This window comes from Chitinophaga solisilvae (assembly GCF_009928525.1).
GTDB classification, from domain to species: domain Bacteria; phylum Bacteroidota; class Bacteroidia; order Chitinophagales; family Chitinophagaceae; genus Chitinophaga; species Chitinophaga solisilvae.
This window is the reverse complement of the sequence record NZ_JAABOK010000024.1, coordinates 1-26,638: the sequence shown is the minus strand read 5'-3', so window position 1 is coordinate 26,638 and position 26,638 is coordinate 1. Positions and strand designations below refer to the sequence as shown.

At 48.6% G+C, this 26,638-nt stretch carries 25 protein-coding genes; 17 read left to right on the top strand and 8 right to left on the bottom strand.

The genetic code is table 11. From position 1 onward, the window contains the following. The first annotated feature begins 12 nt into the window (after nt 1-12). Nucleotides 13-912: a hypothetical protein gene (locus tag GWG06_RS28875; protein ID WP_160717969.1), complete on the top strand. Its 900-nt coding sequence runs from the start codon at nt 13-15 to the stop codon at nt 910-912. A 79-nt stretch (nt 913-991) separates the two neighbouring features. On the opposite strand, the gene GWG06_RS28870 is transcribed toward GWG06_RS28875, so the two are convergent. Next, the gene (locus GWG06_RS28870) at nt 992-1,555 is read right to left on the bottom strand and encodes an NADPH-dependent FMN reductase (RefSeq protein ID WP_160717967.1); all 564 of its coding nucleotides are present in this window, start codon (nt 1,553-1,555) and stop codon (nt 992-994) included. Continuing rightward, the gene (locus GWG06_RS28865) at nt 1,555-3,108 is read right to left on the bottom strand and encodes a hypothetical protein (protein ID WP_127037257.1); all 1,554 of its coding nucleotides are present in this window, start codon (nt 3,106-3,108) and stop codon (nt 1,555-1,557) included. The genes GWG06_RS28870 and GWG06_RS28865 overlap by 1 nt, the downstream gene beginning before the upstream one ends. A gap of 153 nt (nt 3,109-3,261) precedes the next feature. On the opposite strand from GWG06_RS28865, the gene leuC reads away from it, so the two are divergent. The 6 genes from leuC (at nt 3,262) to GWG06_RS28835 (ending at nt 9,472) form a co-directional block, all read left to right on the top strand. Next, nucleotides 3,262-4,656, top strand: coding sequence for a 3-isopropylmalate dehydratase large subunit (gene leuC / locus GWG06_RS28860; protein WP_127037255.1), 1,395 nt, complete (start codon nt 3,262-3,264; stop codon nt 4,654-4,656). A gap of 12 nt (nt 4,657-4,668) precedes the next feature. Next, nucleotides 4,669-5,418: a class I SAM-dependent methyltransferase gene (locus GWG06_RS28855; protein ID WP_160717965.1), complete on the top strand. Its 750-nt coding sequence runs from the start codon at nt 4,669-4,671 to the stop codon at nt 5,416-5,418. Between the two features lie 14 nt (nt 5,419-5,432). Next, complete coding sequence (gene leuD, locus GWG06_RS28850; RefSeq protein ID WP_127037251.1) at nt 5,433-6,032, top strand: 3-isopropylmalate dehydratase small subunit; 600 nt, start codon at nt 5,433-5,435, stop codon at nt 6,030-6,032. 42 nt (nt 6,033-6,074) lie between these two features. Continuing rightward, on the top strand, nt 6,075-7,154 hold the full coding sequence (gene leuB / locus GWG06_RS28845; RefSeq protein WP_127037249.1) for a 3-isopropylmalate dehydrogenase: 1,080 nt from the start codon (nt 6,075-6,077) through the stop codon (nt 7,152-7,154). Between the two features lie 25 nt (nt 7,155-7,179). Further along, nucleotides 7,180-8,688 carry a 2-isopropylmalate synthase gene (locus GWG06_RS28840; RefSeq protein WP_160717963.1) on the top strand — a complete coding sequence of 503 codons (1,509 nt, stop codon included), beginning with the start codon at nt 7,180-7,182 and terminating at the stop codon, nt 8,686-8,688. 397 nt (nt 8,689-9,085) lie between these two features. Further along, on the top strand, nt 9,086-9,472 hold the full coding sequence (locus tag GWG06_RS28835) for a hypothetical protein (RefSeq protein WP_160717961.1): 387 nt from the start codon (nt 9,086-9,088) through the stop codon (nt 9,470-9,472). A 176-nt stretch (nt 9,473-9,648) separates the two neighbouring features. Here GWG06_RS28835 and GWG06_RS28830 read toward each other — a convergent pair whose 3' ends face one another. Next, the gene (locus GWG06_RS28830; protein ID WP_160717959.1) at nt 9,649-10,329 is read right to left on the bottom strand and encodes a M15 family metallopeptidase; all 681 of its coding nucleotides are present in this window, start codon (nt 10,327-10,329) and stop codon (nt 9,649-9,651) included. 147 nt (nt 10,330-10,476) lie between these two features. On the opposite strand from GWG06_RS28830, the gene GWG06_RS28825 reads away from it, so the two are divergent. The 9 genes from GWG06_RS28825 to GWG06_RS28785 all read left to right on the top strand — a co-directional run bounded on the left by GWG06_RS28825 (nt 10,477) and on the right by GWG06_RS28785 (nt 18,281). Beyond that, a complete protein-coding gene (locus GWG06_RS28825; protein WP_202183150.1) occupies nt 10,477-11,259 on the top strand; it encodes an SDR family NAD(P)-dependent oxidoreductase in 783 nt (260 codons plus the stop codon). Nucleotides 11,260-11,323: 64 nt separating this feature from the next. Then, on the top strand, nt 11,324-12,076 hold the full coding sequence (locus GWG06_RS28820; RefSeq protein WP_160717957.1) for a hypothetical protein: 753 nt from the start codon (nt 11,324-11,326) through the stop codon (nt 12,074-12,076). 17 nt (nt 12,077-12,093) lie between these two features. Next, complete coding sequence (locus GWG06_RS28815) at nt 12,094-12,945, top strand: fumarylacetoacetate hydrolase family protein (RefSeq protein ID WP_160717955.1); 852 nt, start codon at nt 12,094-12,096, stop codon at nt 12,943-12,945. Between the two features lie 5 nt (nt 12,946-12,950). Then, on the top strand, nt 12,951-13,280 hold the full coding sequence (locus GWG06_RS28810) for an L-rhamnose mutarotase (RefSeq protein WP_160717953.1): 330 nt from the start codon (nt 12,951-12,953) through the stop codon (nt 13,278-13,280). 166 nt (nt 13,281-13,446) lie between these two features. Continuing rightward, nucleotides 13,447-14,271 carry an amidohydrolase family protein gene (locus GWG06_RS28805; RefSeq protein WP_160717951.1) on the top strand — a complete coding sequence of 275 codons (825 nt, stop codon included), beginning with the start codon at nt 13,447-13,449 and terminating at the stop codon, nt 14,269-14,271. A gap of 16 nt (nt 14,272-14,287) precedes the next feature. Further along, entirely contained in the window at nt 14,288-15,070 is a 783-nt protein-coding gene (locus GWG06_RS28800; protein ID WP_127042500.1) for an L-fucose dehydrogenase, read from the top strand. A gap of 52 nt (nt 15,071-15,122) precedes the next feature. Then, the gene (locus tag GWG06_RS28795; RefSeq protein ID WP_160717949.1) at nt 15,123-16,361 is read left to right on the top strand and encodes a sugar MFS transporter; all 1,239 of its coding nucleotides are present in this window, start codon (nt 15,123-15,125) and stop codon (nt 16,359-16,361) included. A 69-nt stretch (nt 16,362-16,430) separates the two neighbouring features. Continuing rightward, nucleotides 16,431-17,228 carry an MbnP family protein gene (locus GWG06_RS28790; protein WP_160717947.1) on the top strand — a complete coding sequence of 266 codons (798 nt, stop codon included), beginning with the start codon at nt 16,431-16,433 and terminating at the stop codon, nt 17,226-17,228. Then, the gene (locus tag GWG06_RS28785) at nt 17,229-18,281 is read left to right on the top strand and encodes a cytochrome-c peroxidase (RefSeq protein WP_160717945.1); all 1,053 of its coding nucleotides are present in this window, start codon (nt 17,229-17,231) and stop codon (nt 18,279-18,281) included. It abuts the gene before it with no gap. Here the strand turns inward: GWG06_RS28785 and GWG06_RS28780 are convergent, their stop codons facing one another. The 4 genes from GWG06_RS28780 to GWG06_RS28765 form a co-directional block, all read right to left on the bottom strand. Continuing rightward, entirely contained in the window at nt 18,282-18,857 is a 576-nt protein-coding gene (locus tag GWG06_RS28780; protein WP_160717943.1) for a DNA-3-methyladenine glycosylase I, read from the bottom strand. Then, nucleotides 18,845-21,046, bottom strand: a complete 2,202-nt coding sequence (locus tag GWG06_RS28775; protein ID WP_160717941.1) for a DUF4954 family protein — start codon at nt 21,044-21,046, stop codon at nt 18,845-18,847. Before GWG06_RS28775 ends, GWG06_RS28780 begins: the two co-directional genes overlap by 13 nt. Before the next feature lie 129 nt (nt 21,047-21,175). Next, nucleotides 21,176-23,011, bottom strand: a complete 1,836-nt coding sequence (gene glmS, locus GWG06_RS28770; RefSeq protein WP_127042512.1) for a glutamine--fructose-6-phosphate transaminase (isomerizing) — start codon at nt 23,009-23,011, stop codon at nt 21,176-21,178. Nucleotides 23,012-23,399: 388 nt separating this feature from the next. Continuing rightward, the gene (locus GWG06_RS28765; protein ID WP_160717939.1) at nt 23,400-25,775 is read right to left on the bottom strand and encodes a S9 family peptidase; all 2,376 of its coding nucleotides are present in this window, start codon (nt 25,773-25,775) and stop codon (nt 23,400-23,402) included. 102 nt (nt 25,776-25,877) lie between these two features. Here GWG06_RS28765 and GWG06_RS28760 point away from each other — a divergent pair, with 102 nt between their 5' ends. Continuing rightward, a complete protein-coding gene (locus GWG06_RS28760; RefSeq protein ID WP_160717937.1) occupies nt 25,878-26,411 on the top strand; it encodes a histidine phosphatase family protein in 534 nt (177 codons plus the stop codon). 145 nt (nt 26,412-26,556) lie between these two features. Here GWG06_RS28760 and GWG06_RS28755 read toward each other — a convergent pair. Then, the coding region (locus GWG06_RS28755; RefSeq protein ID WP_160718007.1) for an IS3 family transposase at nt 26,557-26,638 on the bottom strand (82 nt) is incomplete at its 5' end.

The window sequence follows — 26,638 nt, the reverse complement described above, 5'->3', positions numbered from 1 at the left end:
AAATACAATAGTATGAAGAATTCCACTTACAAGTTCAAACAGAAAGCAGTTTATCTTATCGGTTTTTTAGGCATTGTATTATATGCCTGCAGTAAAACAGGATTTGACAATCCCGGAGAAATGAATAATGAGAAAAGCTCATTTAATAACACCACGGCGATGTTCACAAGTACATGCCTTGACCCCACTGATGTATTTGATCCCTATTACTTTGCAGCGCCTTACAAATGTCCTCAGAATGCTGACCAGGTAAGGGTTAATAAGTCGATGATAAAAACAGCCAAGTGGGCGGACAGTGTACTGCCACCGTTACCAACTCCTCCCAACCAGCCGGTAGCCTGCACGACCAATTGTCCCGTTTACTACCGGCAGGTTGAACTCTATGGTAGCCAGATCAATAATATTGATACACAGATAGGCGGGCTGCTTTTTAACCAGGGGGTTAAACTGACGGTATACGTACTGCAGAACGGAGTCTACGGAGGTGCAACCTACGTTGGTGTTTCCAAGCCTGATGTGGGTTTTAACAGGTGCTTCGGTTTTTATCCTGGTAGTGGTAATGTTGCCAGTTATCCGGATTATCCGGGACAGATACTTGACAATGCCGGCATAAGATATACGGTGAAGATGAGCGTTAATTTAACCGGCTTGTCGGTTAACAAGGTTATTAACCACCTGACCAATCAATTGCCTTCCAATGGTAACTATACCTATTCCCTCAATAGTTTCAACGGAACTTCCTATGCGATCAAGGCACTGAAAGAAGCGGGTATTAATATCAGCGTTGCTGAGAATCCACATGACTTTGGAAACTATCTGAAAGTGATCACAGCTCCTGCCAATGCTTCCATTGACCTGCAACCCGGTCTGGCGCCTGCTAATACCGGTATTGCCGATGGTACTATTGAATAATATACTATATACTATAACAGCGGCTGACCGAAAAGTAAAAGAATGCTTTTGGGTCAGCCGCTGTATTTATGTGGTGGGGTTATGCGCCCATTTTGTCACTCAGTCTGCACAGAGACTCCAGTAACAGTGGCAGCTGCTTCGAGATGAACTCGTCTGTCAGGTTGCCGTTTTCATCAAATTTATGTTGTGCGTGTCCGATCATGATTTCCGGTTTGTTGATGACAAACGCATTCAGGAAAACCATTACCTGGCGCAGGTGATACTGCATACGTGCAGTGCCTATTTGTCCCTGGCTGGCGCCCAGAATAGCCACGGCTTTTTCGTTGAATGGTTTGTCCGGATGCCTGGAAAGCACGTCTATCGCGTTTTTCAGCGCTCCGGGAATAGAGTAGTTGTACTCCGGAGAAACGAAAATAACACCGTCTGATTCTTTGATTTTTTTCACCAGCGGCACTACCTGTTCGGGGAGCTGCTCGGTGTGAAGGTCTGCATTATAGAATGGGATATCCGCTATGGAGGCCTGTTCTATGGTAATGTGAGAAGGTGCCAGCGATTGCAGGGCTTTCAGGGTCATCGTGTTGTAGGAGCCTTTTCTTAAACTGCCGGATATGGCAATAAAATGGTACTTTTTCTGTTCGGACATCAGATTCTTTTTTCTTTATTGATGAATTTTCTATGTATCACTTCCTGTACGGGAATGCTGTCTATCTTGCTTTCCAGCCAGGAAATAATATCGAGGTAAAGGAAGGACCGGCGTTCGTAGGGATCTTCGGAGATCTGTTCCAGCCTGTCTTTCAGGTCTACGAAGGCGCTGCGCAGCTCTTTCGGGTTCGCATAGATATACCTGCGCAGGAACTTCATGATTTCTTCCATGACCAGCCCAAGGTCTTTGTGTTTGGAAATAAAATGATATACTGATTTGATCAGGTATTCTACCAGGCTGTAATTCTCCAGCTCGTAGTGCGCAATGAGATGAAGTATACGGGCAAAGCACTGTATATCTGCGCGGAGGTTACCGATTTTCAGGTTAATGATCTTGTTCAGATAAACGATGGCCTTGCTGTTGTCGCCGCTACCAAAATACAGGCAGGCTATTTTATAATAGAATACCAGTACGCGGTGCTGATCAATCTTGAGGGTATGGTTGCTGATCTCTGTTTCCAGCTCCGGCACCATCGCCAGGCCCTGGCTGAATGTGCCTTCCAGGAAGTACCGGTTGATTTTTGCGGTGTACAGGTATACAAAGGCAGAGGTGCGGGTATTCTCATGGAAATGTTCTTCATTCGCTTTGATGAAGCTCTCCAGGTCGCACAGTGCGCTCTTGAACTTTTCCGAATTGGAGGTATAAAAGTGGGCGGTCAGCAGGTTGTGCTGGGCTTTGATATACAGGTCCATATCCGTGCGTTGCAGGGACGGATATTGTTTGAACAGGTCTACCCACTTTTGTGTGTAACGGTAATACATGACGAAGTCCTGCAAAATATAATAGTACCAGGAAGATGCCTGATACAGGTATATTTTCTCATAGAAGCTCATCAGGGAGTAATCCCGCTGTGGCAGCTGGCTTTCAAAGAAGGACTTCACCATCTCGGCGTCCCGTTCGTTGCGGGCGTGGCCTAATTTCAGGTATAGCCCGTACATCCGTAATGACAGGGTGCTGAGGCGGCTGATATTGGTGAGCTGCAGTTCTATCTGCCGCGACTCTGCGCTGAGCGCTTCGGCGCGGTTTTCCAGGCTGCGGGTGATATGTCTGGATTCAATCAGTTTTTCAAATTCAATGATTTCATACCCCAGCATTACTTCTTCCTGTTCCATCGCCAGTGTTTTGGCTTTGGCCAGGATTTTCAGGCTCTGGTTATATAACCCCTTGTTATAGAGTACGCGGGCATGGTCCAGCTGTTCGCGCAGGTCTATCAGCGGATCTTTCTGTTTGTACAGCTGCCGGAGGCTGGACAGCAGGTGTTTGTAAAGGTGTGCCTTTACATTGCTTAGCTGCTGTTTCTTTAAATCGGGTACCTTCTTCAGTATCTGTTCCTCGTCGTACTCTTTCATTTTGTCCAGCGTATTGAAAAGCTGGATGAACAGTACATCGTCCTTTGTGTTGTTTTTGTTGAACGCCAGCTGAAAATTGCGTTTTTCTGCTTTTGTAAGAGTTTTTATTAATATGAATAAGGCGTCGCTTTGACTGTTGGGCATCGTTAATAAAATCTTATAAATAATTGATATACAGTTAGTTGATGTGTATCAAGGTGTTTTAAAAGTTGTAATTAAAGCAAATTTAGCGATATGGCAATCAAAGATAGACCATTAGATTTGAAGGTATAAACATTTTAAAAGGAAGCAATAAGGATGGGAAAAACGTTATTTGATAAAATCTGGGATAGTCATATTGTGATGAGCAAGGCGGGATATCCGGATGCCGTGTACATTAACACGCATTTTATTCACGAAGTAACCAGTCCGCAGGCATTCGATGGTTTGCGCAAACGCGGAATTCCGGTGTTTCGTCCGCAGAAAACCAGGGCCACAGCAGATCACAACGTGCCGACAATGGATCAGCACCTGCCTATTAAAGAGGCGCTCAGCCGTCATCAGGTAGAGATGCTGACCAAAAATACGGCCGAATTCGGCGTTGAGCTGTATGGTCTCGGCCATCCGTACCAGGGCATCGTACACGTGATAGGACCTGAGCTGGGCATCACCCTGCCAGGCATGACCATCGTGTGCGGCGACAGCCATACCAGCACCCATGGCGCTTTTGGCGCAGTGGCCTTTGGTATCGGCACTTCCGAAGTAGAACAGGTGCTTGCTACGCAGTGCATCCTGCAATACAAGCCCAAACGCATGAAAATTGAAGTGAACGGCCAGCTGAAAAACGGTGTGCTGTCAAAAGATATCATCTTATATATCATCTCTAAAATCTCTGCTTCCGGCGCTACCGGCTATTTCGTGGAATATGCCGGCGAAGCGATCCGCAGCCTGAGCATGGAAGCGCGTATGACCATCTGCAATATGAGTATTGAGATGGGCGCACGCGGAGGCCTCATCGCCCCGGATGAAACCACCTTTAACTATATCAAGGGCCGCGAGTTCGCTCCACAGGGCGCAGACTGGGACAAAGCCCTGGCGTACTGGAAAACCCTGTATTCCGACAGCGATGCGCAGTTTGATACGATACTGTCTTTCGACGCAGCCGATATAGAACCGCAGATTACCTACGGTACCAACCCCGGTATGGGCATGGGCGTTACGCAGCATATCCCGGCACTGGGTGAAGTAGAAGAGAAGGAAAGACCTTCTTTCAAGAAATCCCTGGAATATATGGATCTGCAGCCGGGCAGCGCACTGCTGGGCAAGAAGATAGATTATGTTTTCATCGGCAGCTGTACCAACTCCCGCATCGAAGACCTGCGGCTGGTGGCAGATTTTGTGAAAGGAAAACAGAAGGCGGAAGATGTGGTGGTATGGATAGTACCAGGTTCCAAACAGGTAGAAGCGCAGGCTAAACAGGAAGGTATCGACAAGATCTTTGCTGACGCCGGCTTCCAGCTGCGCGAACCCGGATGCTCCGCCTGCCTGGGCATGAACGAAGATAAAGTTCCTGCCGGCATGTACTGTATCTCTACCTCCAACCGCAACTTTGAAGGCCGCCAGGGACCCAATGCACGTACTTTCCTCGCCAGCCCGCTTACCGCCGCTGCTGCTGCGCTGACAGGAAGAGTAACAGACGTACGTAGTTTATAAACCAACCGCATCATGTCCTGGAACGCAGCATTATATAAAGATAAGCACGCCTTCGTCTTCGGCTATGGCAACAGCCTGGTGGAAGACTGGCTGCAACCACAGGCCGGAGAGTCCATCCTGGACCTGGGCTGCGGTACCGGCGAACTTACCTCACAGCTGGCCGCCGCAGGCGCCAGCGTAACAGGGATCGACGCCTCCGTGGAAATGGTGCACAGCGCACAACAGCATTTCCCGGACGTAACCTTTAAAGTAGCCGATGCTACCAGCTTTTCGTTACCGGAAACCTTCGATGCCATCTTCTCCAACGCCACCCTCCACTGGGTCCGCGAAAAAGAAAAAGCCATTGAACGCATGCATGCCCACCTGAATAAAGGTGGCAGACTGGTGATTGAAATGGGAGGAAAGGGTAATGTACAAAGCATCCTCACAACACTTGAAAAAGTGATGGCTGCCCACGGACATACCTACATACCGTTCTGGTATTTCCCTTCCCCCGCGGAATACGCCACCCTGCTCGAAAAGGCAGGATTCAGGATAGACCGTATCCATTTCTTTGACCGCCCTACACAACTGGCAGACGCCGCAACCGGTATCATCGACTGGCTGGAGATGTTCGGACATCATTTCTTTGCCGCCGTTCCGGAAAAAGATAAAATCAGCATCCTGCAGCAGGTGCAGCAGGAACTGGCCCCCGCCCTCACCCGCGATGGCAGCCTGTATGCTGATTACGTTCGCCTGCGGGTATCTGCCATAAAAATTTAAACAGCAACATCATCATGAGTAAAATATTTCAACACCTGATTTCTACCGCGGTACCCGTACCCATCGAAAATATTGACACCGATCAGATCATCCCGGCACGCTTCCTGAAAGCTACTACCAGAGATGGTTTTGGGGAAAATCTGTTCCGTGACTGGCGCTTCGATGCCAACAATCAGCCTAAAGCCGACTTCGTACTGAATAATTCCATGTACAGCGGAAAAGTGCTGGTGGCCGGTAAAAATTTCGGTTGCGGTTCCTCCCGTGAACATGCCGCCTGGGCCATCGCCGACTACGGCTTTAAAGTAGTGGTGAGCAGCTTCTTCGCCGACATCTTCAAAAACAATGCGCTCAATAACTTCATCCTGCCCGTACAGGTGAGCGAAGATTTTCTCGACAGCATTTTCCGCGCTATCGAAGCCGATCCGCAGACACAAATCGAAGTAGACCTGGAAAACCAGTTCATCAGCATCAAAGCTACCGGCGAAAAGGAAAGCTTTGATATCAACCCGTATAAAAAAACCTGCCTGCTCAACGGATACGATGATATCGACTACCTGCTGAGCCTGCGCCAGGAAATAGGACAATACGAAACAACAAGGGAATTTAATTTTTAAGCTACACCAAACAAGCTATATACTAAAAGCTAAAAGTAATTTATGGGCGTTGAGAAGAAAATCCTGGTAATACCCGGCGACGGCATAGGACAGGAAGTAACAGCATGGGGACAAAAAGTACTGTCGGCCATCGCTGCAAACTATCACCACAACTTCACGTTTGAAGAAGGAATCATGGGGCACGTAGCCATCGAAGCTACGGGCAATCCGCTTCCCGATGAAACGCTGGAAAAAGCCAAGAACAGTGACGCTATCCTGTTTGGCGCTATCGGACATGCCAAATATGATAACGACCCTACGCTGAAAGTAAGACCAGAACAAGGTTTGCTGAAAATCAGAAAGGAACTGGGCCTGTATGCCAATCTCCGCCCGATCAAATTGTTTGATGAATTACTGGAAGCCTCCAGTATCAAGCCGGAAATATTACGCGGAGCAGATATCCTCTTCTTCCGGGAGCTAACAGGCGATGTGTATTTCGGGGAGAAGAAAAGGACAGAAGACCGCAACACTGCGTCAGACCTGATGATATATCACCGCTATGAAGTAGAGCGTATTGCCCGCAAAGCCTATGAAGCCGCGCGTACCCGCAACAAACGCCTCTGCTCCGTAGATAAAGCCAACGTACTCGAAGCCAGCCGCCTCTGGAGAGAAGTAGTGCAGGAAATAGCAAAGGAATATCCGGATGTAGCCACCGAACATATGTTCATAGACAATGCTGCCATGCAGCTGATAAAAGATCCTAAACGTTTCGACGTGGTACTCACCGGTAACCTCTTCGGCGACATCCTCACCGATGAAGCCTCCCAGATAGCAGGTTCCATGGGTATGCTGGCATCTGCCTCCGTCGGCGACAAGGTAGGATTCTATGAACCCATCCACGGTTCCGCACACGACATTGCAGGTAAAGGAATTGCCAACCCGCTGGCATCTATCCTCTCTGCTGCCCTCCTGCTGGATATCTCCTTCGGCCTGAAAACAGAATCACAACGCGTGATCAAAGCCGTAGAAGCTACCCTCAGACAAGGCTACAGAACGATGGACATCGCTAACAAACACACTGTTAACGACTTCATAATGGGTACAGATGCGATGGGAGCTAAAGTACTGGAAAACCTGAATTAATCATCCACTAAAACATTACGCTATCATGGATAAAAATCGTGTATACGTCTTCGATACTACGCTGCGCGACGGCGAACAGGTTCCTGGCTGTCAGCTGACTACTGTAGAAAAAATTCAGATTGCTAAAAAACTGGAAGCCCTCGGTGTGGATATCATCGAAGCAGGCTTCCCCATCTCCAGCCCCGGCGACTTCCAGAGCGTGGTGGAAATTTCCAAGGCGGTAACCGAACCGGTTATCTGCGCCCTGACCCGTGCCAACACCACCGATATTGACGCAGCAGCAGAAGCCCTGCGCTTCGCCAAACGCAAACGCATCCACACCGGTATCGGCTCCTCCGATATGCATATCAAATACAAATTCAACAGCACCCGCGAAGATATCCTTCAGCGCGCCGTTGCAGCTGTAAAATATGCCCGCAAATTCACCGACGACGTGGAATTCTTCGCTGAAGATGCAGGCCGTGCAGACAACGCCTTCCTGGCTCAGATGATCGAAGCGGTGATCGCTGCAGGCGCCACCACCGTCAACATCCCCGACACCAACGGCTACTGCCTGCCAGACCAGTACGGCGCTAAAATAAAATACCTCGTTGACCACGTCACCAACATCGATAAGGCCATCATCTCCGTACATTGCCATAATGACCTCGGACTGGCTACTGCCAACACCATCGCAGGTGTAGTGAACGGCGCCAGACAGGTGGAGTGCACCATCAACGGTATCGGCGAACGCGCCGGCAATACCTCTCTCGAAGAAGTGGCCATGATCCTGAAAACACACCACACACTCGGCTATCATACCAACATCAATTCAAAAGGTATCTACGAAATCAGCAACCTCGTGGAAACCATGATGCGTATGCCGGTACAGCCCAATAAAGCTATCGTGGGCCGCAACGCTTTTGCACACAGCTCCGGTATTCACCAGGACGGCGTACTGAAACACCGCGAGAACTACGAAATCCTGAACCCGGAAGATGTAGGCCTCAACTCCAATGCTATCATCCTTACCGCCCGCAGCGGCCGCCACGCACTGAAACATCATCTGGTGCGCCTCGGCTACAAGCTGGAGAAAATCAACCTGGATGAAGTATACCAGCGCTTCCTGGAAATGGCAGACAACAAAAAGGAAATCAGCGACGCCGATCTGCAACAACTCATGGGCGACGGCGATGCCAACCACTACGATGATAACAAAGCTATCAAAGTAACGCTCCTGCAGGTTGTATGCGGCGACCCGCTGCGCCCTATGGCTACCGTAAAACTGAAAATCAACGGTGAAGAAAAAGAAGCCAGCGCCGCAGGAAACGGTCCCGTAAACGCTACCATCAACGCTATCCACGCCATCATCCAGGATGATATCGACCTGGACGAATTCAGCATCCAGGCCATGCACGGCGGCAGCGAAGACATCAGCAAAGTAAACATGCGCGTAAAACACAAAGGCCAGTCATTCTACGGCTTCGGCTATTCTACCGACATCGTGAACGCCTCCGTTCACGCCTACGTAGATGCGCTGAACAAAATATACTAAATCTCAATAAAGCAGCTTTAGTAGGGGATTATGGATGTTTAGTGCCATCCGTAGTCCCTCTTTTTTTTAATTACGAATTACGAATTACGAATTGCGAATGAGGAACCCATACTTATCAGGCAGGAATTTGGAATTAATTATGAATTAAGAATTATGAATTATGAGTTAAAGCGAAGAGCAGAGCGGATAGGTAAAAAATCATTCGCTCTGCTCTTCGCTTTAACTCATAATTCATAATTCTTAATTCATAATTAATTCCAAATTCCTGCCTGATAAGTATGGGTTCCTCATTCGCAATTCGTAATTCGTAATTCGTAATTATATCAGGCAATCTGTAACCTTTTGATTTCATTTGTCGTTTAACGACAAATGATATTCCATGTTCTTCTGTAAAAATATGCTTATACTGGCCGTGGTTGCCGGTTTTATGGGTTGTAAGAAAGACGATGCCACTACAAGACCGATACCGGTTGATCCGGTAATAGAAGGTATTTTTCCTGTAGCGGAAGTAAGTGCAGTTACTACCGGAAGCCCGGATAGCCTGCGTTTTAAAATCAGTTACGTATCAAGCGGTTGCGCCAGGCTAGGTAAGTTTTTTGTAAGAGACTCTGCGAAAATCAGCCTTGTGGACCTGGAAAAACTGCCCGCCTTACCTAATACAAGCTGTCTGGCCGGTATTATAGTAATGAACACCACCTACAGTATTAAAAAGCCCGTCCCTGGTACCTACTACTTCAGATGGGGCAGCAATAATATTAAGATAGATACCGTTGTTGTACGATAAATGCATTTACTTATTTGAGATTTGGTTATTTGAGATTTTGCAGCTTATCCTGGTTTTCCCTTGTACTTACCGGTACAAAAGAAAACCAGGATAAGCTGCAAAATCTCAAATAACCAAATCTCAAATAATAACTCCCCGTTAATCTCCGCTCCTCATTCGTAATTCGCAATTCGTAATTAATTCAAAACAATGTCCATCAGCGGGAACCGCGTATAATCTGGCAGATAAAAATGCCACCATTCCGTGCTGGAGCCTTTAAAGCCGTATTGTTTCATGGTGTCGCGCAGTAGTTTGCGGTTAGCCGTGATGGTGGGGTCGGAAGGGTAATAGTTTTCATGCGCTTTTATAGTGAAGTCGTCGAAGTCCGTAGGCATGGCCACGGGCTTTCCTGTTTTCAGGGATACCATGCTGAGGTCTACGGCTACGCCGCGGTTATGCCCGGATCCTTTCCGGGGATCGGCGGCATATTTATCATTGGGGATTATCTTAAACATAGCCTCCGTAACGTGATAGGGGCGGTAAGCATCATATATCAGCAAGCCGTAGCCTTTCTTCGCCAGTGCTGCCTGTATGGCTTTCAGCTTTACAGCGGCGGGTTTGCGCAGGTAGATGGCGGTGCCGGTATACAGTTGTTGCCTGGTGAAATTGTTGGTGGTAGCATAGCGCACATCTTTCCTGATGCCCGGAATAAATGTCTCCAGGTCTACCAGCTGCTGGCTGCTGTCTTTGCTGACCAGGGTATCATATTGCTGCCAGGTGGTAAGTACGCGCAGCCCGTATTTGTTGGGCGTTATCTGTTGGGCAGGGGCAGCGCTGAAAAGAGCGCCTGCCAGGATGGTCAGCAGCAGGTGTTTCATGACTCGAAAATTTGATGAGATGCATTCAATTCCTCCGAAAATTATTGAATTTTGCGAAAATTAGGCAAGAAAGTATGAAATACAGTGAAAATACAATTGCAATGCCCTTGCTAAAATAGGTATTTTAGAACCCTTAAATTTTTTATTATGGAGCTGTTCAGATTAGATCACAAAGTGGCAGTTATCACCGGAGGCGGTAGCGGCATAGGACAGGCAATCGCTAAAACCTTTGGCGCTCAGGGTGCGCAGGTACATATTATAGAGCTGAATGAAGAAGGAGGCAAAAGCACGGCGGAAGAAATCAGGGCTGCAGGCGGACAGGCGCAGGTACATGCCTGCAACGTGGCAGATCAGGCCGCAGTGATCAGCGTGATGGAAGGTATTGTGAAAACAGCCGGCAAACTGGATATTCTTGTCAACTGCGCGGGCATTGCCCACGTAGGTAATCTGGAAAATACTACTGAACAGGACTTCGACCGCGTATACCAGGTGAATGTAAAAGGTACGTATAACTGCATGTATGCCGTGGTGAAACAGATGAAGGCGCAGGGTGGCGGCGTGATCCTCAATATAGCGTCTATCGCTTCCAGTGTAGGCATCCCTGACAGGCTGGCCTACTCTATGAGTAAAGGGGCGGTACTCACCATGACGCTGTCTGTGGCTAAAGATTACCTGGGCAGCAACATCCGCTGTAACTGCGTATCTCCGGCCAGGGTGCATACGCCGTTTGTGGATGGATTTATCGCTAAAAACTATCCCGGTAAGGAAGCGGAAATGTTTGATAAGCTGAGTAAAACACAGCCTATCGGCCGCATGGCAAAACCGGTGGAAGTGGGCAACCTCGCACTCTACCTCTGCTCCGACGAAGCCGGCTTCATCACCGGATGCGATTATCCGATTGATGGCGGCTTTATCCGGTTGAATAATTAATTTATTAATGTGATGAATGTAGGTATCTTACAGCCTAACATTCATTCATTTATAATTATAGATCATGCAACATTTTCGTGTATGGCTGGCGCTGGCAGCCATCGGATTCACTGCCTGCAACCAGGGAACCAATAATAAAAATGCAAATGCCGCTGATACGGCCACTGCGCTGCAACCCGCCACTCCGGCAGGTTCGGTGGCAGTTGTTATCTCCGGTAAGGAAAAGGATACCCAGGAGATTACCATTAAATTTCAGATCAAAGAACTGAAGAAAGAGAAAACTTTTGAACAGGTTGTACTGAAAGATGCGGCTGAATCAGAACTCTATAAAGTGTTGTGGGATGAGCCTAACAGCTGCTATATCGGTGTACTGAAACCTAACCATGCGGTAAGGTATTACCATGCGAGCCAGAGCGGCGATGACCTGAAAATACTATGGGCCACCGCACCGCCTGAACGTATCTGGAAATATATGGAAAATACCATGGGCCTGGGTAAAGTAAGTGCAGCCGGTGATCTGAAAAAATCTTACCGGAAAAATTTCCAGTCAGGAAAGATCATCGCAGATTTTATCGCTGAAATTAAACCTGACGCTACGACCAAAGACAGCGTAGAGCTGTATGTGGAATTCGGCGGTGTCAGAAAAAGTATGTTCGTTCCCGTACCGGCAGGCTACCAGCCTACGATACAGGAAACTGCCAACCAGGACCACATCTACTTCTCCCTCGTGAAAGACGGTAAGGTAGAACCCTTCATCGATATGAAGGTGGAAGATGGACGCCTGCAGGTGCAGACGCTCAAGAAAATAGAAAAATAACAATTAAAAATACTGAAATGAAACTGATCAGGTTTGGATTGCCAGGACAGGAAAAACCAGGCGTAGTTACAGACGCCGATATGTTCGATGTGAGCGCTTTCGGAGAAGATTACGGAGAGAAATTTTTTGAAACCAACGGACTGGAACGCCTGTCCGCCTGGTGGGCACAGCACAGTGGCAGCTGTCCGCAGATACCTGCCGGCACACGCCTGGGCGCACCTATTCAGCGTCCTTCCAAAATTATCTGCATCGGCCTCAACTACGCAGACCATGCGCGTGAAACCAACGCTGCTATCCCTGCAGAGCCGATCGTTTTCTTCAAAAGCACTTCTGCACTGGTAGGTCCGAACGATGATCTCGTCATTCCGCGTAACAGTGAAAAAACCGACTGGGAAGTGGAACTGGTGGTAGTGATCGGTAAAAAGGCATCCTATGTGGAAGAGAAAGATGCGCTGGAATATGTAGCCGGCTACGCCCTGCACAACGATTACAGCGAGCGCGCCTTCCAGATAGAAAGAGGCGGTCAGTGGGTAAAGGGGAAAAGCTGCGATACCTTCGCTCCGCTTGGTCCATGGCTCGCTACCAAAGACGAAATCGGCGATGTCAATAATCTTCGTTTATGGCTCACCGTTAATGGTCAGAAAATGCAGGATGGCAATACTTCCAACTTCATTTTCAACGTACCATTCGTTGTATCTTACCTGAGCCAGTTCATGACCCTGCTCCCCGGAGATGTGATCTCCACCGGAACCCCGGCGGGCGTAGGACTTGGCATGAATCCGCAGGTATACCTGAAAGCCGGCGACGTGATTGAACTGGGTATCGACGGACTGGGAACATCCAGACAAACAGCTGTAGCCTTCAAATAACGCACATGAAAAGACATTGCCTGGCCCTGGACCTCGTGGATGATCCGCAGCTGATAAGCGAATACGAAGCCTATCACCGCGAAGTATGGCCCGAAATAAAAAAGAGTATCACAGACAGCGGCATCACCGCCATGGAAATCTACCGCGCCGGTAACCGCCTGTTTATGATAATGGAAGTAAACGATACCTTCTCCTTCCAGCAAAAAGGCGCTATGGACGCTGCCAATCCTAAAGTACAGGAATGGGAGCAGCTCATGTGGAAATACCAGCAGGCATTGCCTGTGGCGAAGCCAGGAGAGAAGTGGATCATGATGGATAAGATATTTTCATTATAGATCCTATTTTTATTAATTACGAATTACGAATTGCGAATTACGAATGAAAGCGAAGAACAAAGCGGATGATGATAGCATAATCTTTATTTTGTTCTTCGCTTTCATTCGTAATTCGCAATTCGTAATTAGTAATTAATAAAAATAGGACCATTAATCAAAACAACCCATGTTGGATGCGCATCAACATTTCTGGCAATACAATCCCATCCGCGACGCCTGGATAGACGACTCTATGCCGGTGATCAGGAAGGATTTCTTTCCGGAACACCTGGAGCCTGTGCTGGCAGAAAACGGTATGGAAGGATGTGTGGCCGTACAGGCAGATCAGTCGGAAGCAGAAACGGCATTTCTGCTGGAGCTGGCAGACAGGCACGCCTTTATCAGGGGCGTGGTGGGCTGGACAGATCTCAGGGCTGCTGATGTGGAAGAAAGACTGGCAGCATATGCACAGCATCCGAAGCTGAAAGGGTTCCGGCATATTGTGCAGGCAGAGCCGGATACAGATTTTTTACTGAGAGAAGATTTTTGCCGGGGCATCCGTGCGCTGGCGAAATTTAATTTCTCTTATGATATTCTCGTATATCCGAAACAGTTAGCCGCTACCGCCGTTTTTGTGAAGCAGTTCCCGGAACACCGGCTGGTCATAGATCATATGGCGAAACCGGATTTTAAAACCGGGGATATTACAGCATGGGCCGCACATATGCGGGAGATAGCAGCATCCCCGAATGTATACTGCAAACTCAGCGGACTGGTAACAGAAGCCAACTGGCATCACTGGAAGCAGGAACAGTTTACACCGTTCCTGGATGTGGTACTGGAAGCATTCGGGCCCAACCGCCTGATGTTCGGTTCCGACTGGCCGGTATGCCTGCTGGCAGCTTCCTACCAGGAAGTAAAAGAGATTGTAACCAGCTACATCTCCAGGCTCACAACAACAGAACAACATCAAATAATGGGAGGCAATGCCGTCTCATTTTATTATCTATAACATCAATACCACGAATATGGATTTAGGATTACAGGGAAAAGTAATTATTGTTACCGGAGGCGCCAAAGGAATAGGAGAAGCTATTGCCAGACTGGTAGCTGCAGAGGGTGGCGTAGCAGTGATTGCCGGCAGAAATGAGGAAGACAATAACAAAACCGTGAACGATATTGTAAAAGCCGGTGGTAAAGCTGTCGGTATTAAAGCAGAATTGTCTGTAGTAGAAGATTGTCAGAAAGTGATCGCTGAAACCGTAGCGCAATTCGGAAAGATAGACGGACTCGTGAACAACGCCGGCGCCAATGATGGCGTAGGGCTGGAAAGCGGTAACCCGGAGAAATTCATGCAGTCATTACAGAATAACCTCTCCCATTATTACAACCTGGCGCACTATGCGCTGCCGTATCTGAAAAGCACCAGGGGCAATATCGTGAACATCGGCTCCAAAGTGGCTACCACCGGGCAGGGTAATACCTCCGGCTATGCGGCTTCCAAGGGTGCTATCAATGCGCTGACCCGCGAGTGGGCAGTAGAACTGCTGCCGCATTCCGTGCGGGTCAATACCGTAATTCCTGCGGAAGTATGGACCCCGCTGTATGAAACCTGGATCAACTCCTTACCTGATCCGAAAGAGAAGCTGGCGTCTATCACCGCTAAAATTCCTTTTGAAAAAAGAATGACCACGTCAGAAGAAATCGCCGACACAACGGTATTCCTGTTGTCGCCGCGCTCATCACATACAACCGGACAAATACTATACGTTGACGGAGGTTATACACACCTCGACCGATCCATCAGCTGAGCGATTGCCAACCAACTTTTACTTTAACCTGAAACACTAAATTTTCTTCGTTATGGCCGGAGGCGCAGTAAGTAATTCCACCTATACCAGCACGCCCGGTAAAGGGGCGAAGGCGGGTAACTACCTTTTACCTTTTATTCTGGTTACAAGCCTGTTTTTTTTATGGGGCCTTGCCTATGGCCTGCTGGATGTACTGAATAAACATTTCCAGGAAGTATTGAATATCACGCCTAAACGCTCTACTTTACTGCAGGGCGCTTACTTCGGTGCATATTTCATTATGGCGCTTCCTGCCGGCATGTTTATGAATAAATTCGGTTACAAGAAAGGCATCATCATGGGGCTGCTCCTGTATGCTGCCGGTGCATTCCTCTTTTATCCGGCTGCCCGTGCCCTTAATTTCGATTTCTTTCTGCTGGCATTGTTTATACTGGCCTGCGGACTGGCATGCCTGGAAACGGCTGCCAACCCGTATGTGACCGTATTGGGCGAGAAGGAAACCTCCGAACAGCGCCTGAACCTGTCCCAGTGCTTTAATGGCCTGGGTTCCTTTTTAGGTCCTGTGATCGGCGGTGCATTGTTCTTCGGCAGTGGTAAGGATGATCTGACTACTGTTCAGCTGACCTATATCGTTATTGGCGTGATTGTATTGCTGATTGCCGCTTTCTTTTACCGCACCCCGTTGCCTGAAATCAAAGAGGCGGAAGCGGAAGGAGAGGCCGTTATGCAGGACCAGCGGCCGCTGTTTGCACATAAACATTTTGTGTGGGGGGTGGTAGCCCAGTTCTTTTATGTGGCTGCGCAGGTAGGTGTTGGCGCGTTGTTCATCAACTATGCCACCGAATATTGGAAAGGCACTTCCAACGAAAAAGGCGCTTACCTGTTATCTGCCGGTATGGTGCTGTTCCTCGCCGGCCGCTTCGTAGGTACCGCGCTGATGCGTAAAATTGCGCCGAATAAACTGCTGGCTATCTACGCGCTGATCAACGTGGTATTATGCGCATTTGTGATGACAGGCAACGGCGCACCCGCTGTATATGCCCTGATACTGGTGTTTTTCTTCATGTCTATCATGTTCCCGACTATTTTTGCACTGGGAGTGAAAGACCTCGGCAAACATACCAAAAAGGGAGCTTCGTTTATTGTAATGTCTATCGTAGGCGGCGCTTCTGTACCTTACCTGATGGGGATTGTAACAGAGTGGAAATCAACCGCCATGGCTTACGGCATTCCGTTGCTCTGCTTTATGGTCGTATTTTATTACGGCTGTAAAGGCTATCGCAGAAGTTAACAACCACGCTTTCTTTTACAAGATAAATCCGCAAAATCATCGTAACTTCCTGAGAGAAACAGGAAAACCATGATTTTGCGGATTTTTACTATCCACACCGTGTGCTTTCTGATGATTTGTCTGCTGAGCTGCGGTCTTTTCAGTTGTTCCAAAAGTAATTCCGGCGGAGGTAACCCACCGCCAGCCCCTGTCACCTATGCTTCACTGCAGCTATACGTCACCCACGTGATGAATGACCAGCCCCTGCAGAGAAACCAGGAGTATACCAATCCTTCCGGAGAGAAATTCACGATTACCCGTTTCCGTTATTATCTCAGTAATTTTGCTTTTGTAGATGAATCAGGAAGAATCATTAAATCTGCTCCTTCCTATTTTCTGCTGGATGATGCCATCGACAGCACCCGGCAGCTGCAGCTGGACAGTATTCCGGCCGGTCGCTATACTGCTGTGCGCCTGCTCATCGGGGTCGACAGCGCCCGCAATAACAGCGGAGTACAATCCGGCGCGCTCGCGCCTGAACACGGCCTCTTCTGGACCTGGAACAGCGGCTACATCATGGCGCAGCTGGAAGGAACAGCGCCGGTCATTAATTCCGCTTCCCATGAGTTTCAGTTTCATGTAGGGGGATATAAGCCTCCCTACAGCGTTTTACAGCCGGTTACCATCCCTTTGCCACAACCCCTGACGATAGCCGCCGGCAAGCTGCCGCAGCTGCATCTGCAGGCCAACGCCGGCAAATGGTTTACACCCAATACCATCAGCTTTACTAAAATGGCCGTCATCATGGCCCCCGGTAATGATGCCATGCAGCTGGCTGCTAATTATCAACACATGTTTACTGTTAAAAGTATTGTCAACGGACAGTAGATGAACCATAAGGCAACATATATCACCGGCATATTTGCCATTCTGCTTTGCCTGGCCCATGCCTGCCGCAAGGAAGGAAGGAGCATGTATAACCCGGATGCATATACGCTGCAGCTGCCGGAAGGTTTCCCGGCGCCGGTATATGACTTCTCCCGTAACCCGCTCACCCGCCAGGGAGTGGCATTGGGCCGGTTCATATTCTACGATTACCGCCTTTCCCGTGACAGTACAGTGTCCTGCGGTTTCTGCCATCAGCAGTTCGCCGCCTTCGGCCATTTTGACCATGCCCTCAGCCATGGGGTAGGCGGGCAACAGGGCAGCCGCTCGGTGCCGGTAATTTTTAATATGATCTGGCAGAAGGAATTTATGTGGGACGGAGGCGTCAATAACCTGGAAATACAACCACTTACCCCCTTCACTGATCATAAGGAGATGGGCGTTGACCTGAAGGAGCTGATGCAGAAAATGCAGACCGACCCGCGTTACCGCAATATGTTCAGGGAAGCATTTGGCTCCGAAGAGATCACCAGCGAACGGCTATTCAAAGCGATCACACAGTTTGTAGGCACCATGATTTCCGGTAATTCCCGCTACGACAGCGTAATGCGTAAACAGGGTGGAGCAGTGTTTACAGCAGAAGAACAGGCGGGCTATCTGCTCTACCAGCAGAAGTGCGCCGCCTGTCATAAAGAACCTTTATTTACCGATCTGAGTTATCGCAGTAACGGATTGCCGTACCTGCCTTCGCTGAATGATGTGGGCCGTATGAAAATCACCGGCAGTACCGCCGATTACCTCAAATTCAAAGTCCCTTCCCTGCGTAATATCCTGAGAAGCTCGCCGTATATGCATGACGGCCGCTTTTTTGATATCTACCAGGTATTTGACTTCTACGATCACGGTACCCAACGGAATGATAACATTGATCCGTTGGTAAGAGATGGCATTCAGCTCACGGCGGAACAGAAACGCCAGCTGTATGTTTTTCTCAACACACTCACGGATTATACACTGATTAACAATGCAGACCTGAAAGAAATACTGATAGAGTAATTATTTCTTCCTTGCTTTTTTCCAGCAGTCGTCAAAATGATCATCTACCATGCCGGTGGCCTGCATGAATGCATAGCAGATGGTAGATCCTACAAACTTGAATCCGCGTTTCAGCAGATCCTTGCTCATAGCGTCGGAAATAGCTGTTTTAGCCGGCACTTCCCCCATGCTTTTATAGTGATTGACAACAGGCTTGTGGTTTACGAAAGACCAGATGTATTTGTCGAAGGAGCCGAACTCCTGCTGTACTGCCAGGAATGCATGCGCATTGCCAATGGTAGCGCGGATCTTGAGTTTATTACGGATGATGCCTTCGTTTTCCAGGAGCTGCGCTACTTTCTTTTCATCGTATTTCGCAATCTTTTTTGCATCCCAGTTATCAAAGGCTTTGCGGTAGTTTTCCCTTTTGCTGAGTACAGTGTACCAGCTCAGGCCAGCCTGTGCGCCTTCCAGGTTAATCATCTCAAAGAGGTGCCGGTCATCATGATTAGGAGTGCCCCATTCGTTGTCGTGGTAATCTTTGTACAGCTGATCTTTCTCGCACCAGCTGCAACGTTTTTTTTCTACAGTTCCCATTCGTTAATGATTTGTCGTACGCGGTTTTTGTATTCGCCCAGTTCATTCAGTGTTTCATTGATGAAGCTGTTGTTTTCCAGGCTACCTACCACGGCATTCATTTCCTGATCGTTCTCGTATGTCATTTTGCGGAAGGGGTTCTGGTAATCCTTTTCGCGGGAGCGGCGGATGTTCGCAGTGATCCATTCCATTGTCTGGATGGAATCTTCCAGCCATTGCGCCAGTAATGCCGTAGTAAAGTTTTTCAAAGGTACGTCTTTAATTTCCAGCATGGCGGCTACCGCATGTTGTAATTTGTCGGATGCATATTCACGGCCTATTTCTGCATAGGCGTCGTGCAGCTGTGGCCATCCGGAGATCTTGTTTTTCCGGATCTTGTTTTTCAGCAGCGTCAGGGTATCTGCTTTCATCAGCTGACCGCCAACGTTGTGCCATTCGCTACGCTTCGCGGATTTAATGGCCGCCTGCAAAGCCAGGAATGACGGCTTTCCGGCTGCCATGATGTTCCGGATACCATAAAGAACGATCAGCTCGCGGAACAGCGGATACGCCTTATGTACTTTCAGCAGCTGTACTTCACGGGAGCTGTTTTCCATACCGGTGGCCAGGATGGTAAGCTGCGCTACCGCTTCGGGTTGTTCCGTCAGTAGTTCTTTTCCTTTTTTACGTATATCCTTTTCCGTTAGTTCCTTCTTTGGCCTGTTTTCTTCGATAGCATACCAGGCTTTACCCACGGCTGTTTCCATGATCTGCAGTGCAGTAAACATTTCTTCTACAGAGTCCGGCGCCAGGTAATCGTATTCTATCAGCTGTGTTTTGTCGGTACGTTTGTCTCTGTCCACGTACTTCCAGGAGTTGCGTGCAATGGCGTACATATTATGCATGAACCAGTATCCCGGCATGATCTTCAGCCGGTTGTCATGTTCATCATTCAGTACCAGGCTGAAAGGGATATTGATATGCAGCTCTGACATATAATTCCCTTTCGAGATCAGGGTGAAGCAGGCAAACCTGGAATTGTGCTTCAGGCTGACACACAGGCCAGGCCAGAATCCTCTGCCGGCGATGATTTCACCGTCGGCGCCGCGGGAGTTATGATTGGAACCGATGGTAGCGCCGGCAGCCATGTTACTCTGCCCCATGATGAGGGCGGCGCATAAAAAGGAGTTGTTATGATGCTGTTCATGCGCGGGAAATATCAGTGAATTCAGTACTTCGCAGCAGGAGATGGTAGCGTTGTTGCCCAGGTAGGAGTTGATGAGGCGCGCACCGTATTTGAGCTGCGAATGTGAAGCCATCACAAAACGTACGGCTTTTACACCATAGAATACCCGGCAGCCATATCCGATGATACCGTTTACCAGCTCGCAGCCTTCGCCTATCTGCGACTTGGCCTCGCTGCTGCTGTTGATGGTGAGGTTCTTTAATTTGTTGGCGCCTTTCAGGTAAGCATCTGTCCCGATGGTCACATCTTTGATGATCTTACAGTTTTTGATGACGCTGCGGTCGCCAACCATGCCATAGTATCCTCTTCTTTTATCAAACTGTTTTTCGGTAAATGCCTTGAACTGCTGTTGCAGCTGCAGATCGTCCCGGTAGCGGGTCCAGAGATAAGCGTCTCCGGGCAGCATGCCATCAAAGGGCATAACGCTTCTGCCTCCGTTTTCGTTGCAAAGCTCCATCACAATTCTGCCGCCTTCTGCTTCTCCTTCTTTCAGAATACCGTTTCCGAATTTGGCATAATCTGTTGTGGCCATTTCATTCACATTGGCTACAATGACTTCATTACCGAGAATATAATGAGAGAGATAATTCACGTTATGCACTACTACATTATCCCCGAAATCGCAGGCGCAGATGGTGCTGTTGTATAATCCTACCGGCAGGCGCAGGTTATGGAATTCCAGATAGTAGGGTTCCAGTTTACCGATACGTACCATCCCGAAAAAATGGCAGTGCTGCACCAGTTGCGGATTGAATTCATTGGAAACAAAAATCTTGTTCCAGTCGTCAGAGCTGTTATCATTGCGCACCAGCGCCTCTACTTCATATGCAAAAAGATTCCGGTATTGATCCTGCCGGTTCCATTGTTCATTGCGCAGGTAGTATTCGTCCTTGCCTTTCGGTAACGTGGTTTCAATGAAGTTATACCCCAGATCGGACAAGGGGCGTTTTTGGATTTTATTCATGGATACGATCTTTTAATTTGAGATGTAGTTATTTTATTATTTGAGATTTATTGCCATGAAGGATGTCTTCCGGGATACCGGATGAATATGGTACATGGAAACAAATCTCAAATAATAAAATGATCACATTTACTCTACGGTCACACTTTTCGCCAGATTCCTGGGTTTATCTACGTCGAAGCCTTTCAGTACGCCAATGTGGTAGGCGAGGAGTTGTAAAGGAATGACGGAGATGATGGGTGCTACAATTTCATCTGCTGAAGGTACAAAAATTACATCGTCAGCCATGGGTGGAATGGTTTGGTCGCCTTCTGTTACGATGGCTATTACTTTGCCTTTGCGTGCTTTGATTTCCTGGATGTTGGAAACTACTTTTTCGTAGTAGCTGTCTTTGGTGGCTACGATGACTACCGGCAGATTTTCATCTACCAGTGCGATGGGGCCGTGTTTCATTTCGGCTGCAGGGTATCCTTCAGCGTGTATGTAGGAGATTTCTTTCAGTTTCAGCGCGCCTTCCAGGGCAACCGGGAAATTGTATCCACGGCCCAGGTAGAGGAAGTCACGGGCATCTTTGTATTTATCGGCGATAGCTTTTACCTGGTCATCCAGTTTAAGTGCGGTAGCTACTTTATCTGATGTCTGCTCCAGTTCATCGAGCAGGTGCTGGAAGCGTTGTGCGGAGACAGAACCTTTTTCGGAGGCTATTTTCAGCGCAACGAGGCAGAGTACTGCCAGCTGTGCGGTAAATGCCTTGGTGCTGGCCACGCCTATTTCCGGGCCTGCGTGCGTATAGGCGCCGGCGTGAGACAGGCGCGCGATAGAAGAGCCTACAACATTACAGATGCCGAGAATGATAGCGCCTTTTTCTTTGGCACTTTCGATGGCTACCAGGGTATCTGCAGTTTCGCCGGACTGGGATACGGCAATGATTACATCGCCGGGGCCTACCACCGGATTGCGGTACCTGAATTCAGAGGCATATTCCACTTCTACCGGGATACGGCATAGCTCTTCAATCACATATTCCGCTATCAGGCCGGCATGCCAGGAGGTGCCGCAGGCTACGATGATAATGCGGTTGGCTTTGCTGAGCATTTCGGCATATTCCCGGATACCACCCATGGTGAGCGTGCCTTTTTTGGCATCGAGGCGGCCGCGTAAGCTATCGAAGATAGTCTGTGGCTGTTCAAAGATTTCTTTCAGCATGAAGTGGTCGTAACCGCCCTTTTCAATGGCTGCCAGTTCAATGTCCAGCTTTTGTATGTATGGTGTTTGTCTTTCGTTGGAGATGTTTTTCAGAATCAGCTCATCTGCTTTGATGATGGCTATTTCGTAATCGTTGACATATACTACTTCTTTAGTATATTCCACGATGGGGGAGGCATCGGAAGCAAGGAAGTGTTCGCCTTTACCAACGCCGATAACAAGCGGGCTGCCCTTTCTGGCGGCAATAAGGGTATCCGGATTGTCTGCATCAATGAGTACAATCACATAGGCGCCTACCACTCTTTTGAGTGCTATGCGCAGCGCTTCTTCCAGCGGGCACTGGTTTTGTTTTTTAATTTCTTCGATGAAATGAAGCAGTACTTCTGTATCGGTATCACTTTGAAATACGTGACCCTGGTTGATAAGTTCCTGTTTCAGCTGTACATAGTTTTCAATGATACCATTGTGAACCATGGCCAGTTTACCATCGCCTGAAACATGAGGATGTGCGTTGCGGTCACAGGGTTCGCCGTGCGTTGCCCAGCGGGTATGCCCTATGGCAATGGGGCTGCGCATATCGAAGGAAGTTGCATATTCTTCCAGCGCGGCTACTTTGTCTTTCTTTTTGTATACCTGCAACCCGTTGTTGATAATGGCTACACCCGCGCTGTCATAACCGCGGTACTCTAATCTTTTAAGGCCTTTCAATACTACCGGGTAGGCTTCTCTCTGCCCGATGTAAGCTACTATTCCACACATTTGCTAATAAGGTTTTGGTGAGGTTTTAATGTTGCAATATCGCGTAATTTGTGAAAATAAAATCAGTAAGTGTTAATATATGCTTAGTTAAAGATATGGCATCTGGTCGCATGACATGGTAATATAAAATGAAAAAGGGAAAATAATGACGGTTAACCGAATGTTAATATCGGTTACATCGTTCACTATTTCCCCTTGTGCTTCGAATTACGAATTGCGAATTACGAATTACGAATGCAACGCGAAGATAAAAGCGATGGAGGAATATCAGATAATTAATTTCTGTTATGAAATCAACTCATATCTTTATTCTATCCGTTACAACTTCGCTCTAACATCCGCTTTAATCTTCGCTTTTCATTCGTAATTCGCAATTCGTAATTCGTAATTATTTCTTCCCAATCGTTGTCTCAAACAACTTCAATATCCGCTTGTATTCATCTGTCCAGCTGCTGGGCGTGGTAAACCCGTGGTCTTCCACCGGGTAAACAGCCAGTTCCCAGTTGTTTTTTCCCAGCTCTATCAGGCGTTGAGACAGGCGCACGATGTCCTGGAAATGTACGTTTACATCCACCATACCATGACACATGAGCAGGTTGCCCTTCAGCCCTTCTGCAAAGTAGATGGGAGAGGAGCGGCGGTAAGCAATACTGTCTGTAAATGGTTCATTCAGGATATTGCTGGTATAGCCATGATTGTAGTGGGCCCAGTCTGTCACGGAGCGTAAAGCTGCGCCGGAAGCGAATACGCCCGGCGTCGTGAACATGCCCATCAGCGTCATGAATCCGCCGTAGCTGCCACCGTAAATACCAATACGGCCGGCATCCACCTGCAATTTTTCTGCCAGATATTTTGCGCCGTCCACTTCATCGTCCAGGTCCTTACCACCCATATGGCGATAGATACCGGTGCGCCAGTTGCGGCCGTAGCCGGCACTGCCCCTGTAGTCGATGTCCATAACGGTATAGCCTTTATCGGTCAGCAGGTTGTGGAACATGTATTCGCGGAAGTAGCTGCTCCACCATTTATGGGCGTTCTGCAGGTAGCCTGCGCCATGTACGAAAATGACTGCTGCACCATTTTTCTTCGCCGGGTCAGGCGTGTACAGACGAGCATATACCGGCTGTCCGTCGCGGGCGGTAAAGGTAATGACTTCCGGATCGCGCCAGTTATAGGCTTTGAATTCGGCGGACTGCGAAAGGTTAGTTATCTGTATGGGTTTGGCGCCGGCAGTGTTGGGCTGCAGGTACAGTTCCCATGGTTTGTTGGAATAGGAGTAGCGGTAGGCGATCCATTTTTCATCAGGCGACAGCATCACTTCGTGTGCGCCGGGCATGCTCGTGATTCTTTCCGCCTTACCACCGGTAACGGCTATACGGTAAAACTGTTTTTCTCCCGGATGCACTTCGTTAGTGGTGATATAGAAATGTTTATTGTCGCGGGAGAGCTGTGCTTCCTGTACTTCATAGTTGCCGCTGGTGATCTGTTGCTGCTGGCGGGTGCCCACGTTCACCGTGTATACATGCGAGTATCCGGTGGCTTCTGACTGGAACCAGCAGTTGCTTTCATCTATCCAGCCAATATTGGCGCCGCCCATACTCCAGCCAATGCCAGGGCCGGCGATCCAGGCTTCGTCCCGCTGCCTGTTCAGGGAGCTGAGCTTACCCGTGGCCGGATCGAGCAGGGCAATCCAGCGGTCTTTGTTATCCTGTGAGCGGATGTCAACAATAGCCTGTGAGCCGTTTTCAGACCAGTACGGACCATTCACGATAACATCGCGGACAGTGCCAGAATCTTTTTTCGTATAGTCTTTTACGTAGTCTGGGAGGTCTTTGATTCCCGGCAGGTCGTTGGTAACGACGGGGAGTACGGTATCGCGCTGCCGGTCGTAGATAAAGCTCTCAAAGGTACCTTGTGGTGCGCCTACCTTATCGCGGCCGCGTATGTCGGTAGTGAAGCCGGAAGCGGTGACAAAATCCGGGATGATGGTATTGCGGGCATCCGTGGAAGGCTTGTACAGGCGATAGGAGATATAGCGTCCGTCCGGGCTTATCTGCACGGATTGCAGCCTTTTATCGCTCAGGTACAGCTTGCGCAGCGGCTTGGGATCATATTGTTTGTTGAAGGCGGTAGCAGCGTCGGCTTTGGTTTTTTTGTCGCGTACTACTTCCAGCAGTTCCAGCTGCTGTGCTTTCAGGAATCTTTCCTGAGCGTTGCCTTTGTCTTTATCCGCTTTCTCTGCCGGCGGTTTGTTGCCGGTATCGAAGCTGGTCAGCTGGGTGGTAAGTCCGGCAGCTCTGTCCCATGCAAAGAGGTTGTGTCCCTGCTGGTAAACGATCTGTTTGCCGCCGAAGCTGAAAACCGGGTTTACTTCTGCATCTACGGTGCTGGTGATGCGCGTGGTTCTGCCGTTTTTTACTTCCTGCAGATAGATGTCTCCACGAAAGGAGTACGCCAGCAGCGACTTGTCTGCGCTGTAAATACCGTTTGAGCGGGCTTCCGCCAGTGCGCGGTCGGTTGCTGCGGTTTTGGCGGGCGTGGTATTTTTAACACCTGCAAAGTAGAGGGAATCGGACAGCTGTTTGTCCGGGTTCCAGCTGAAGTAAACGGTCTGGTTGTCGGGAGCCCAGAATATATTATCCGGGGAGGCGCCGATCCATTTGGGATCGCGCATAATCTTTTCTACGGTAAGCGGCCCTGATTGCTGGGCATAGGCGCTGTTGGCTGATAAAAGAATAACGGCGGGTAATACCCATTTTCTCATAGCGGTTCATTATTTTGTTGGGCAATAAATGTAACGGTTTAATCCATATATTGCCTTAATTTTTGGATGGGCGTAAGCCCTCCCTGACCTCAGCAATACCATATGCGCACACTCCTCCTGTTACTATGCTGCGGGCTTTTCATTGCCTGTAAACCGAAACCGGTTGTCAGACAACCCGTTGCAGTATCCGAGGATACCACTTTTCTGACGGGCACCTTTTTCCTTGTACGGCATGCCGAGAAAAATCCCGGCCCGGACTCCACCCTTACCCCGGAGGGGCTACAGCGTGCCGGCGCCCTGTATCGCTGCCTGAAAGACTCCGGCCTGCAGAAAATATACACCACCCGGTACATCCGCAGCATCCAGACGGCCGACAGCCTTCGCCTCCGCCTGCACCTCGACACGTGCATCTATGCTGCCGATACCACCGGCGAATCCCTCATATACGAAATCACCCGCCACGGCGACTGGGGCAAACGCATTCTGATAGTAGGACACAGCAATACGTTACTGCCTCTCCTGCACAGCCTCAAAGCCAAACCAGCTGTTAAGGCCATCGGTGAAACCGTATTCGATAGATTGTTTATTGTACGAAAGTCAAGTGTGGGAGTGGTGCTGGAGGAAAGCTGCTATTAAAGAAATTACGAATTGCGAATTACGAATTACGAATGTAGAAGCGAAGAGCTAATCGTAGATTATTAGGGATAAGTATTAAATATCATCTTTAATCTACGATTGGAGTGCACCCAAAAAGTTGGACACTTTTATTAGATTTTAAAAATTAAGCGGCTTGAGTACGGTAATTTACTGGACTCAAGCCATTTAGTTTAAGTTTTATCCTGTCATTATTGTAATACTCGATG